This is a genomic window from Bartonella sp. MR90HLJMH, from assembly GCF_042194115.1.
Lineage (GTDB): Bacteria > Pseudomonadota > Alphaproteobacteria > Rhizobiales > Rhizobiaceae > Bartonella > Bartonella grahamii.
On the sequence record NZ_JBHIMM010000003.1, the window covers coordinates 117,031 to 129,435 of the forward strand.

The 12,405-nt window shown below is 37.0% G+C and carries 11 protein-coding genes; 3 read left to right on the forward strand and 8 right to left on the reverse strand.

What is annotated here, in order from left to right:
• Window positions 1-47: 47 nt before the first annotated feature.
• The 8 genes from ACFIJ9_RS03015 to ACFIJ9_RS03050 form a co-directional block, all read right to left on the reverse strand.
• Complete coding sequence (locus ACFIJ9_RS03015; protein WP_375635734.1) at window positions 48-1,559, reverse strand: Do family serine endopeptidase; 1,512 nt, start codon at window positions 1,557-1,559, stop codon at window positions 48-50.
• 170 nt (window positions 1,560-1,729) lie between these two features.
• Complete coding sequence (locus tag ACFIJ9_RS03020; RefSeq protein WP_375635735.1) at window positions 1,730-2,197, reverse strand: cytochrome c-type biogenesis protein CcmH; 468 nt, start codon at window positions 2,195-2,197, stop codon at window positions 1,730-1,732.
• 1 nt (window position 2,198) lies between these two features.
• Window positions 2,199-4,178, reverse strand: a complete 1,980-nt coding sequence (locus ACFIJ9_RS03025; RefSeq protein WP_375635736.1) for a heme lyase CcmF/NrfE family subunit — start codon at window positions 4,176-4,178, stop codon at window positions 2,199-2,201.
• Window positions 4,179-4,185: 7 nt separating this feature from the next.
• Complete coding sequence (gene ccmE, locus ACFIJ9_RS03030) at window positions 4,186-4,665, reverse strand: cytochrome c maturation protein CcmE (RefSeq protein ID WP_375635737.1); 480 nt, start codon at window positions 4,663-4,665, stop codon at window positions 4,186-4,188.
• Window positions 4,666-4,962: 297 nt separating this feature from the next.
• Entirely contained in the window at window positions 4,963-5,736 is a 774-nt protein-coding gene (locus ACFIJ9_RS03035; protein ID WP_375635738.1) for a tetratricopeptide repeat protein, read from the reverse strand.
• A 246-nt stretch (window positions 5,737-5,982) separates the two neighbouring features.
• The gene (locus ACFIJ9_RS03040; protein ID WP_375635739.1) at window positions 5,983-7,401 is read right to left on the reverse strand and encodes an ATP-binding protein; all 1,419 of its coding nucleotides are present in this window, start codon (window positions 7,399-7,401) and stop codon (window positions 5,983-5,985) included.
• Window positions 7,401-8,066 carry a response regulator transcription factor gene (locus tag ACFIJ9_RS03045; RefSeq protein WP_012754861.1) on the reverse strand — a complete coding sequence of 222 codons (666 nt, stop codon included), beginning with the start codon at window positions 8,064-8,066 and terminating at the stop codon, window positions 7,401-7,403. Before ACFIJ9_RS03045 ends, ACFIJ9_RS03040 begins: the two co-directional genes overlap by 1 nt.
• A 21-nt stretch (window positions 8,067-8,087) precedes the next feature.
• Window positions 8,088-8,324: a hypothetical protein gene (locus tag ACFIJ9_RS03050; protein ID WP_375628179.1), complete on the reverse strand. Its 237-nt coding sequence runs from the start codon at window positions 8,322-8,324 to the stop codon at window positions 8,088-8,090.
• 348 nt (window positions 8,325-8,672) lie between these two features.
• Here ACFIJ9_RS03050 and ACFIJ9_RS03055 point away from each other — a divergent pair, with 348 nt between their 5' ends.
• From ACFIJ9_RS03055 to ACFIJ9_RS03065, 3 genes are read left to right on the forward strand one after another with little or no spacing between them, the layout of a single operon-like run.
• A complete protein-coding gene (locus ACFIJ9_RS03055; RefSeq protein ID WP_375635740.1) occupies window positions 8,673-10,823 on the forward strand; it encodes a transglycosylase domain-containing protein in 2,151 nt (716 codons plus the stop codon).
• Between the two features lie 17 nt (window positions 10,824-10,840).
• Entirely contained in the window at window positions 10,841-11,437 is a 597-nt protein-coding gene (locus ACFIJ9_RS03060) for a DUF1214 domain-containing protein (RefSeq protein WP_375635836.1), read from the forward strand.
• Window positions 11,430-11,969: a hypothetical protein gene (locus ACFIJ9_RS03065; protein WP_375635741.1), complete on the forward strand. Its 540-nt coding sequence runs from the start codon at window positions 11,430-11,432 to the stop codon at window positions 11,967-11,969. The genes ACFIJ9_RS03060 and ACFIJ9_RS03065 overlap by 8 nt, the downstream gene beginning before the upstream one ends.
• Window positions 11,970-12,405: the final 436 nt, after the last annotated feature.

Below are 12,405 nucleotides of genomic sequence, written 5' to 3' on the forward strand. Positions count from 1 at the left end.
TGTTGTAGGACAAACATTTAATAAACATTTGTCCTACAACTAAAGCCTTATTTTTTCAAAATTGGAAGAGCAACAAAACGATTTTGATCATTTGTTCGCACTTGTAAGAGTATAGCCTTTCGTCCTAACTGCTGAGCATTTTTGATTGTGCTAACAATATCAGAGACTTTTTTAACCGGTTTATTATTTACTGTCACAATGATATCTCCAGGGCGTATCCCTTTATCTGCAGCATCTGAATCGGTATCGACATCCGTTACCACAACCCCTACACCATCATCAGAAGGTATAACAATCAGACCATAATCTTCCAATGTTTCATCTAAATCACCCCGTTCATTTGAATGTTTTGAAGCCTCTTTCTTACTTTCATCTTCAGACATTGAAGCGAGTTTAACCTTGATACTTTCCTCCTTACCTGATCTCCAAATCCCTATGGTTACCGTTTCTCCTGGTTTAATATTTGCAATACGTTTCGCCAGATCACGCGCATCAGCAACCTTTTCATTATTCACGGAAATAATTACATCACCCGCTTTAATACCAGCCTTTTCTGCCGGCCCTTTTAACGGATCAGTGACCAAAGCACCTTTGGCTTCTTTCAAACCTATTGAATCGGAAATCTCCTTTGTTACCGGCTGAATCTGAACACCTAACCAACCACGTTGAACTGAACCTTTTTCAATAAGTTGTTGTACAACCTGTTTTACAGTCGCTGCCGGAATAGCAAAAGCAATCCCAACATTTCCTCCAGAAGGAGAAAAAATTGCTGTATTAACCCCAACAACCTTTCCATTAAGATCAAATGTTGGGCCACCAGAGTTTCCTCTATTAACAGCAGCATCAATCTGAATAAAATCATCATACACACCAGTGCCAATATCACGTCCACGTGCAGAAACAATACCTGCTGTCACAGTTCCACCAAGACCAAATGGATTCCCAATGGCAACAACCCAATCCCCAACACGAAGCTTTGAATCATCACCAAAATCAACATAGGAAAATTTTCTTTTATCACTTACTTTTAATACGGCAAGGTCGGTTTTGGGGTCTTTCCCAATAAGCTTTGCGTTCAATTCTGTACCATCATCAAGAACAACAGTATAACTTGTTCCGTCAGAAATCACATGATCATTGGTTACAATGTAACCATCAGACGAAATAAAAAAACCCGATCCAAAAGCAATAGGACGGAGTCTCCGTGATTGGTGGGGAAATTTATTTTTAGGTTTATCAAAATCATAAAACTCTTTAAAAAATCTTTTCAAAGGATGTTGGTCTGGTAATTGATCAAATCCTGGACCACTAAAAAAGTTGCTAAAGAACCTATCTTCTTTCTTTTTATTGCTCTTTACTTGTACTGCTACAACTGCTGGTTTCACTTGAGCAACAATATCGGCAAATCCCTGTTGTTGCATTAACGAAGTAAATACAGAACTTGCATGAGCCTTTGTCATCAACAAGCTTGATGTACATCCACTAAAAAACAGTGCACTTTCCAATATCGCAGAAAAACTCACTGCGACAAACGTTTTAAAGAAAGCCTTTTTAATCATTTACTCTATGCTCCTATTCAATTATACCTTTATTCCAATTGCGATCACTTATAAAATACTAGACCTTACCGTTTTCTGTCTAAATTATTAAAGTTTTGTAAGGTTTCAGTATCCCCTAATATAATTATAATAAGATTGTATGCTCATTGCAGATGAGCCGATTTTTTCTTTTATGTAACATCTTTTTTAATGCAATGGCATTTTTGACTGTCTTTTTCATTCAGATAACTCATTATTTTCTCATGATTATTCCGTTTTAAGTGGAAAAATATGATATTTGTGCCAATGATGATGATGATCAAAGGCGAAAACCATAAAAACCAAGTTATTTTATTCAATGGTGGTTTCAAGAGAATAAATTCACCATATCGTTCAACAAGAAAGTCAGTGACTTGCTGGTTACTATAGCCCATTTTTAGCCTTTCCCGAATTAAAAGCCGTAAATCACGTGCTAGAGCAGCATCTGAATCATCAATTGATTGATTTTGACAAACCGGACAACGTAAATGTGATGAAATATGGCGTGCTCGCGCTTCAAGAACCTTATCCTTTAAAATCTCATCCGGCTCTACTGCTATTGCTAATCGAAAAGGAAACGTTGCAATTAAAAAAAATAAAATCCAAAGATTTTTTTTCATCTCAATGTCTTTTCCAAAAATTTAAAGCAAGCAGTACCCTATTGTACATGCCAATGCGAAACCAATACCCCAGAAGAGAAAGACATCCGCCTACAGCCATCATGAATGCCCCTAACCAAATACATATTACATAAGGCTTCCACCATATGTGTACAACAAGACCCCGATTATCGGTATGCCCTGGTACAATATATAGCTGCGATAAGCCATGATTTTGAAGACCAACTTCTGTTGTTGATGTATTTTGGCTTGAATAAAATCGCTTTGAGGCTGTTACATGACCCACAATGTTTTTATTTTCATATATTTTAAAATAAAACTCCATTGCCGAATAATTCGAACCAACACCTTCATACACTGCATCAAAATGAAGCGTTTTATCCGCTATCGTCACCCTATCCCCTACGTTCATGATTAAAATACGTTCTTGCCCAAAACTTGCCACACAAACAATACCAAATAATGTAACACCTAATCCCATATGTGCTATTGCTGCACCAAAAGTAGACCATGGCAATCCAAGAAATCTCTTAACGCGTATTGAAAAAGCTCTCTTGCCATATCCACTCTTTCCCCATAGATCCGCTAAACTGCCTAGAAAAACAAACGCTGAAAGCCCAATCCCTAAAACTGCAAAGATATCACGCAAAGATGTCGCATAAAATATTATAAAACAGACGATAGCAGCCAATACAAAAACAAACCATAACCGTTCAAAAACTGCAAGAAAATCACCGCGTTTCCATGCCGTCATTGTTCCAAACGGAACAAACAACAACAGCAAAATCATTAGCGGTCCACAGGTAAGGTTAAAAAAAGCAGCCCCTACAGAAATTTTTTGTCCTGTTAATATCTCAATAAAATAAGGATAAAGCGTACCAATCAATACTGTTGCTGTTATTGTTGTAAGTAACAAGTTATTTAAAACAATAAACCCTTCACGTGAAATTGGTTGAAAAAATCTTTCTGTTTTTAAAATAGGGGTGCGCAAAGCAAAAAGAAGAAAAGCCGCTCCCGTAAAAAAAAATAAAAGCGCAAGAATTGCTTGCCCCCGTGCTGGATCAACAGCAAAACTATGAACAGAAACTAAAAGCCCCGAACGCACAAGAAAAGTTCCCATCAGAGAAAGAGAAAAAGTAAGCAGCGCTAAAAACAAAGTCCAACTTTTCAATATTTCTCGTTTTTCGAGAACAAGAGCAGAATGTAAAAGAGCCGTTCCTGAAAGCCAAGGCATAAACGAAACATTTTCAACAGGATCCCAAAACCAATAGCCCCCCCATCCTAGCTCATAATAAGCCCAATAGGAGCCAACCATAATACCCAATGTTAAAAAACACCAAGAAAGTAAAAGCCACGGACGAATCCCACGCGCCCAAACTCTATCAACATGTCCCATAATCAATGCCGCAACGGCAAAAGAAAAACAGAGTGAAAAACCAACATAACCTAAATAAAGTAGCGGTGGATGAATTGCTAATGCGATATCTTGTAAAAGAGGATTGAGACCATTTCCCTGCAATGCTGGTGGATTCACACGTAAAAATGGATTGGATACAAAAAGAATAAATAAAAGAAAAGCACTTGTAATCCAACTTTGGCAAATTAAAACAAGCGTCTTAAAATCTTCTGGCAAATGTTGGCTAAAAAAGGCCATCAATGCACTAAAAAAAGCAAGACTTAAAACCCATAACAACATAGAGCCTTCGTGGTTGCTCCAAACACCGGTAATTTTATAGAGCATCGGTCTTTCTGAATGAGAATTCTCAACAACGTTCAAAACAGAAAAATCAGATACAACATAAGCATAAATTATCACTAAAAAAGATAAAAGCAGTAATGTAAAAGTGATATATGTTAGAGGAACAGCTGTTTGCATTAACAAACGCTCTCTCCACCAAAAACCTAAAGCAGGTAAGAACGCCCCTAATAAGCTTACTGAAAATGCTGCAGCTAAAAAAATATGACCCAGTTCGACAAGCACACTCGAATTATTTCTCCATAATGTAATGTTTTTTTAAACGATCAGCTGTTTCTTTAGGCATATAAGTTTCATCATGTTTTGCTAAAATACGCGTCCCTACAAAAAAACCCTGTTTATCGAAATGCCCTTCTACAATCACCCCCTGACCTTCACGAAAAAGATCCGGTAAGGCACCGTTGAAAACCACTTTTTCATGTTTTTTGTTATCCGTTACAAAAAAAATAACGCCTCTCTCTCCAACATATTGAACAGTCTCCTTTTCAACAAAGCCACCCAAACGCAAAGGGCGCCCCGTTAAAATATCTTCTCTTGTAATTTCAGAGGGCATTCTAAAAAAACTGACCGCATGACGCATTGCATACACTATAAGACTTGCTGCAACTGTCATAACCAAACAACATAATAATATGATCAGCAAGCGCTTTTTTTTTCGCTGCTCTAAAATAACCTTCAACGAAGAAGAATTCTTTAAAGATTGACTTTTCATAGACACTCTACGAAAAAATTAAATATGTTATAATGAGTATCGATATTTCATTTTTTAAGAGCTTTGCACATCTTCTACATAGGTGCAACTTTTTATCCAATACCTCACCTTTGCTAACAAGCTTATCAATATCTTTCTTCCTTTTTTAGTTTTACAACCAATTTTTATTTAACCTATAACCACTTATATCACGCTCTTTACATTCTTCATTTCTGTTCTTCAATCTTCTTCACAAACACCTACTTCTAAGAGATTACTTCTCTTGTCTTTCTAAACAGCATTTCTCTTTATATTTCATCATCTCAATTGGCGATGATTGCTTTTCTTTGTATGCTCACTCGATAAATCATGTAACTGAATCATCATTTTTTTAACACGTGATTGTCCTGAAAAATTTTCAGGCATTGTATCAAGAAAGCTTTGTAAAAATTGCACTGCCTGCGCAGTTTTTCCTGCTTGATGCAATGCATCGGCCAACAATAAACGTGGATAAAAATCTGTTGGCGCTAAATCTGCTGCTTTTTGAAAAGCATTTTGTGCTTCTTGTGTTATCACTCCCCCTTCATAACCAACCAATGCTAAACCATATCCTACAAGCCTTGGAGCTGTTTCTCCATTCAAACGAAGTGCGTCTAAATAAGTATTCACAGCCTCTTGAAAAAGGCTTTCTTCGAGATACCCTACCGCTAACGCATCTGCTAGCTTGCCATCATGAGGTGCACGGAAAAAAAGCACTTGTAAACGAATAAGCTTTTCTTGCTTACTAAGAGTTTTAGGATCCTTATCCATTAATTCGCTAAAAAAATAACTTTTCACTTCTGGACTGCCTGTCAGCCCATAAATATTCCATGTCATAAGAAGAACAAATAAAATACTTAAAGCCTTAAGAATATTTCTTTTTTTATAATGCATATAAAGCTTGTTAAACTCAATCGTATGCTTATGACTTCTATAACCATCCACGGTTTGAACTTTCCATTCTTTCTTTATCTCATCGTCAAAACGTAGTGAACGAAAAAGAATACTTGCCAGAAAAGTCAGAAAAAATGCTGCAAAAATTAATAAGAGCATATCACTTTTTTCCAATACGAACAGAGAATGTCTCGCTTACATTTTACCCTCTTCATGAGAAGAGTGATGTGAATTGATAAAAATTCATTTTTTCATGGAAAATATTATAAAATCTATTGTCCATTTTTCTTGTATATATCAACTAAACAAAGAAACTAAAAACAATGTTTCCCTACTCTTTATGTATTATCTGAAAATACTGCTTTACAAACTTTATAGACATTTCTTGCTTAAGGAGAAAATATGTTATTCTCCCATCTTAGGTAATAAAACTTTTGCATACAACCCACCCAAATCAGAACGTGATAAAAAGAGCTTGCCACCATATTCACTGACCATATCTGAAACAATTGCTAGCCCTAAGCCTGCCCCTAGTTTACTTTCATTAAACCGCCGCCCTCTTTTTAATGCTTCCTCCATTTTGTCTTCTGTTAAACCAGGGCCATCATCTTCTACAAAGATACTAAAATATTCTGTTTCTTCAACATTTTCTTCTAAACAACAAGAGATCAAAACCTTTGCTCGAGACCACTGAGTAGCATTTTCAATCAAATTCCCTATAATTTCTTCTAAATCTTCCTTCTCTCCAGAAAAAACAATATCATCAACATCCATAATAAATTGAATTTGTTTTTCAGGATTAAGCTTTTTCATAACCCGCACCAAACGTTCAAGCACACTGCGAACAGACGTATGATAGACAATACTATCGCATTGTGCTGCAATCCGCGCACGCTGAAGATAATGATTGATTTGAGCTTGCATTATTTGCGTTTGCTCTCTCAACAAACAAGCCTTTTCTCCGCGCATCTTATCTGTCTCATTCATAATCACGGATAGAGGCGTTTTCAATGAATGCGCAAGATTACCAACCTGTGTGCGAAATCGCTCAATAATACGCTGATTATTATTAATGAGAGCATTCATCTCTTGTACAAGCGGCATCACTTCGCTTACTAAATTCGTATTCACATAGTGAACTCTTCCTTCGCGAATATCATTCAATGCGCGTCGAATAAGCTTCAACGGTTGAAAACTAAAGAAAATAATAGCAATATTAATAAGAACACTCCCGATACCAAAACTCCAAAGAAAAATTTGCAAAGTTCGCTTAAATTCCTTTACTTGGGCATGAGCTTCATCGATATTCCCAACAAGCCGAAAACGTGCAATATGATTTTCATTATCAAGAACAACATCACTCTCAATCACTTGTAGCTTTTGACCATTGTTCCCCTTTATCCGATAAGAGCGAAAGAACTTATTGTCAAAAGGTATATCAACATCACTTGGTGTAAATATCTCGCCTGTTCCCAATGAGGGGGATGTCAATCTTCCTTTTAAATTATGAGATATCGCAACAACTTCCCAATACCATCCTGTTGTTGGATCAGAATAACGAATATCATCAATCCCAGCCCCTCCTCTCAAAGTACCTTCCGATGACACCGTCACTGTTGCAATAAGACTGTAGAGTTGAGCAGAAAGAATACGCTCTAGGCTTTGTTCAGTTGAACGTTTATAAAATAAAATACTTACTGCAGAAATCGATAAAAGAGAAATAACAACCCATAATGTTGATAAGACCATAACACGTAAACTGAGAGATCGAGTAATTACAAAAAAGAACCTCCTACACCAATTATTCTTTTCGAAAGTATTCATTAATCACCTAGCGTTCTCACGCGATACCCCATTCCTCGAATAGTTTCAATCAAATCCACTCCAAGCTTTTTCCGTAACCGACCTACAAAGACTTCCACCGTATTCGAATCCTTATCAAAATCCTGATCATAAAGATGTTCAGTAAGTTCTGTTCTTGAAATGACCCTGTCACAATGATGCATGAGATACGAAAGCAGTCTGAATTCATAAGATGTTAGTTTAATCAACTGACCATCCACAAAAACACGGGACGTCTTCGTATCCAACAAAACATTTCCGCAACATAATGCACTTGTCGCATGTCCCGTAGCGCGACGAATTAATGCTCGTAAACGCGCCATCACTTCCTCCAAATGAAATGGCTTCACAACATAATCGTCAGCCCCAGCATCAATACCGTGCACCTTATCAGACCAACGGTCTCGCGCCGTTAGCATTAAAACAGGCATGGAGTGCCCTTCTTGACGCCATTTTTCAACAACACGAATACCATCAATATACGGTAAACCTATATCAAGTATCACCGCGTCGTAAGACTCTGTGCTCCCTAAAAAATAAGCCTCTTCACCATCGAAAGCACTATCGGAAACATATCCTGCACGTCTTACAGCTTCTGCTAATTGATGATGAAGATTCCGATCATCTTCAACGATTAAGATACGCATCACAACACCATCTGCCAAAGACTAATCAGCAGGAACAAAAAACTCAACACGACGTAACTTTTCCCCATTACGGGCTGGTACAACAATCACAATTGCACACATGCCCTTTCCATCCTGAACAACTGGGTTTGAACGGACGAGAACCCCGCTCTCTTGCGCAGCAACCTTCTTACCTACTTCAGCACACCCAGAAGCTAGAACAGAATCTGCTCCTAAAAAAGCTGCTATTATTACGAACAAGAATTTTTTTTTCATCATAAATATTTCACTAACCCACCTCTTCTCTTCCTTGATAAAGGATAAAAGAAATAATGGCTTTTTTGGGTCGATTTAAAAATCACAAATGGAAATAATTTATCCTCTATCTTACAGAAGAATGCATTAACATTACTTTAAATTTTTAAAAACTCAAAATAAAATATTTTTAATAATGAGAATAAAATTTATTAGATAAAATAATAAAATCTTAATACACTATCTTACGAAAAATGAATAATTCTAAAATAAACTCTTTCTCTGTTAGCACTATAGCAAAAAAATACTTCTACTCCATATAATTATTGTAGATTTGTTTGGTTGTATTTCTTTGCCATAGGCTCTCTTTAAATGTTTGATTTTTTTAAAAAAAAGAAAAGGCAACACCGTAAGCCATTTCACAGTCCTGCTCTCATTGAATTAGACGCACGATTAGATACAGCGCTTTATCACATTCGTTCTGCTAACAGTTTTTTCTGGAAAAAGGCAAAAATCATCTCACAAAATTTTCATCTTCAAGGATGGAAACGTTTTATCGTTGAAGTTCTCGATGAAATACTGACATTAGGGTTGATGGGATTTACTCTTTTCACTATTTTGGGCATTTCTGTTTTTGAACTGACCAAAACAGATTGGTCTTCTCCTAAAAACTTTTCCATTCTTTTTCTAGATCGCTATGGAAATTCCATTGGGCACCGTGGTGCACTGCCGGCAATCTCTGTCCCCGTTGAAGAAATGCCTGACACTGTCATTAAAGCGGTTCTTGCTACAGAAGACCGTCGTTTTTTCGATCATTGGGGTATTGATTTTCAAGGACTTACACGGGCAATTTCACAAAATATGCAAGCTAAAGGTGTAGTGCAAGGTGGTTCAACTCTCACACAACAATTGGCTAAAAATTTATTCTTAACAAACGAGAGAACCATAACACGTAAAATCAAAGAAGCTTATCTTGCTCTTTGGCTAGAAGCAAATTTTAGCAAAAAACAGATTTTGCAACTTTATCTTGACCGCGCCTATATGGGAGGAAACAATTTTGGTATTGCAGCAGCTGCAAAATTTTATTTTGGAAAAAACATACGTCATGTATCTTTAAGTGAATCTGCTATGTTAGCAGGACTCTTTAAAGCTCCAACAAAATATGCTCCTCATAGTCATCTCTTTGCAGCTCAAACACGTGCCAATGTAGTCCTTTCTAATCTTGTTAATAGTGGCTTTATGACGAAGAGCCAGATTATCAATGCGCATCGCCACCCTGCTAGGGCACTTCCCCAAATAGAAAATAATCAGGCTGATTATTTTCTTGATTGGGCATTCGAGGAAGTCAAAAAAATGCGTAATCAACTTCCAAGCCATAGTTTAATTATTCAAACGACCCTTGATCCGAATATTCAAAAAGCAGCAGAAGAATCAATTGCATATCATTTACATCAATATGGTCAACAATATCGCGTAACACAAGCTGCCACTGTTATACTCGATAATAATGGTGCCGTATGCGCAATTGTTGGAGGACTAGATTATAAAAAGAGCCAATTTAACAGAGCGACACAAGGCGGACGGCAAACTGGTTCTTCATTCAAACCTTATGTTTACGCAACCGCACTGGAACACGGACTTTCTCCCTCAACAATCGTTTTAGATGCTCCTATTAATTGGGGAGGTTGGACACCAAAAAATAATTCTGGTCGTTATTTGGGGAAAATTGATTTAGCAACAGCTTTAGCTTTTTCCATTAATACAGTCCCTGTGTATCTCACCTATCAATATCTTCACCGCGATACCAAACCCATTATAGATCTCATCAAGAATATGGGGATTAACGCGCATATTTTATCACACAAAACGATGGTTCTTGGCACTTCCAACATGACCCCCATGGATCAAGCAACTGGCTTTAATGTCTTTGCGAATGGCGGGATAGCTGGTAATCGGCATGGGTTCATGCAAATCAGAACAATCGATGGGCATGTGATATGGGATTTCGAGCATAACGGAAATAAGTTACACCGAGTTCTCAGCAGACAATCAGCTGCCTATATGAACCAAATGATGGTGGGTGTCACAACACGAGGGTCTGGTAAGCGTGCTGCTCTGCCCATGACTCTTGTCGCTGGGAAAACTGGAACATCACAATCCTATCGTGATGCTTGGTTTGTTGGCTTTACAGGCAATTATACTGGAGCGGTATGGATGGGAAATGATAACTTTTCACCGATGAATCGTGCTTTTGGAGGTGGCGTTCCTGCCATGATATGGCAACGCATCATGCTTGCTGCACACCAAAATATCATGCTCAAACAGCTCTATGGTGTTAAAGATTCTCTTCTTCCTTATCATTCCCCAATACTTTCCTCCCATGTAGATTCTGAATTTTTTCCCCAAACACCCTCTACGCTTTCTCCTGAAACATTAAATATCGTGCGATTGATTAACAAAGATCTGAAAAAAACATCTGCAATTTCTTTGAAAATGAAAACAACTGGAGATTCAACATTTTGAATTCAAGATATTCTATGATGTTTTTTAATATCACCATTTTCTTTTTTATCTTCGCTTTTTCTATTTTATGTGGAAAATTGAGTGTCGATTATGTGCTCAATTCCTTTCATCATTTTGGACTCTTTAGAATTGGAAAATGGAGTGCTTATCCACAAATTGGAACCGCCAATATGGATCCTTATACCCGCGCCCGCACCGCTAAACAAGGCATTGTTTCACTCGGACGCACTGAAGGCATTCAATTCCAGATTTGGCAAGATAACCAAGGGCGTCCACTCCACTCTCGCTGTCATTATTTGCTCAAAGGCACCATTCCTGAAACCCGTCTTTTTACCCTTTATACAGCTGATAAGTCCCTAAAGCCCTATACTTCATCGAAAGAAATACCTTTTGAACTCCATACGAACGCTGTTACTTATGAGCATGATGGCTCATTGCACATCAATATTTCACCTACACCGCAAGCCGGCAATTGGCTTGCAACAGTTAGTCAAAAAGAATTCGGGCTTATTCTTACCTTATACGATACCTCAATCATCTCTGCAACGGCATTACAAAAGCTTACAATGCCCTCAATAGAACAAATTCCATCAGGACAAATAAATTGTGACTAGATTCATTTATATCGCACTTCTTGCAATCATTGGCGCTATTATCGTTCATATTTGCGTTCTCTTTCTGATCCCCTATTGGGCACAAAATAATATATGGACAGCACTTAAAAAATCCGGAGCCCCTTATCAATTTGTTGCTTTTACTCCCGATAATCCTATTCAACAATCTGCTGATCCACTCTTTCTTCTTAAAGTCTGCAGATTTAATCTTGAAAATGGACCTGTTCATTTAAAAGCTTTGAAAACACGACAATTTTGGACATTAGCAGCTTACACACACAACGGAATTATTTTCTATAGCCTTAATGACAGAACAGCCCCTGATAATATACTCGATCTTATTATTGGAAAACCAATACAAATAATAGAACTCAAAAAATCAAAACCTAAAAAAAATGCTAATTCAGTTTTGCTTGCTAAAAATTTGAATGAAGGTTTTGTCATTTTACGTATTTTTGCTCCTTCTTCACTTGCAAAAAAGGAAAGTGAATCTTTCCTTTCATCTGCGACCTGCCGCATATTTTATGAATAAAAACGGACTAACCTCTCATTTGTACAACACCTTACTTTCTATACAAAATAAACAAAGCCTATCAAAATGGTTATCTTTTTCCTCTATTAATCGAATATTCGAATTCAGGTTTGTCTGATTGTAGATCCCTAAATTTTTTATTGAAGTAGTATGAAATCTCTGTTGCACATCATCATATCCTATTTGATACACATTATCTGACAGAAAATACTCCCCGCAATCAGAAGAGAAAAATCAAAATTCTAAATAAATATGCTACTAACAACCGTAAAACTTGTTATTTGAATTTATTTCTTTTTATTTACAAACATTCCCATAAAATTCGCATCAATGACATGATAAACTATAGAAGAAATACTGATTACCTTCAATGAAGTGCCAAAATAATCGCTGGAAACTTATAAGACATTACGCATCCTTGACCTCAAAAATAAGT

Excerpts from the sequence above, each read along its gene's own strand:
- ACFIJ9_RS03015 (WP_375635734.1), bottom strand. The coding sequence starts at position 1,559 with ATGATTAAAAAGGCTTTCTTTAAAACGTTTGTCGCAGTGAGTTTTTCT.
- ACFIJ9_RS03020 (WP_375635735.1), bottom strand. The coding sequence starts at position 2,197 with ATGAAAAAAAATCTTTGGATTTTATTTTTTTTAATTGCAACGTTTCCT.
- ccmE (WP_375635737.1), bottom strand. The coding sequence starts at position 4,665 with ATGAAAAGTCAATCTTTAAAGAATTCTTCTTCGTTGAAGGTTATTTTA.
- ACFIJ9_RS03035 (WP_375635738.1), bottom strand. The coding sequence starts at position 5,736 with ATGCTCTTATTAATTTTTGCAGCATTTTTTCTGACTTTTCTGGCAAGT.
- ACFIJ9_RS03040 (WP_375635739.1), bottom strand. The coding sequence starts at position 7,401 with ATGAATACTTTCGAAAAGAATAATTGGTGTAGGAGGTTCTTTTTTGTA.
- ACFIJ9_RS03045 (WP_012754861.1), bottom strand. The coding sequence starts at position 8,066 with ATGCGTATCTTAATCGTTGAAGATGATCGGAATCTTCATCATCAATTA.
- ACFIJ9_RS03050 (WP_375628179.1), bottom strand. The coding sequence starts at position 8,324 with ATGATGAAAAAAAAATTCTTGTTCGTAATAATAGCAGCTTTTTTAGGA.
- ACFIJ9_RS03055 (WP_375635740.1), top strand. The coding sequence starts at position 8,673 with ATGTTTGATTTTTTTAAAAAAAAGAAAAGGCAACACCGTAAGCCATTT.
- ACFIJ9_RS03060 (WP_375635836.1), top strand. The coding sequence starts at position 10,841 with ATGTTTTTTAATATCACCATTTTCTTTTTTATCTTCGCTTTTTCTATT.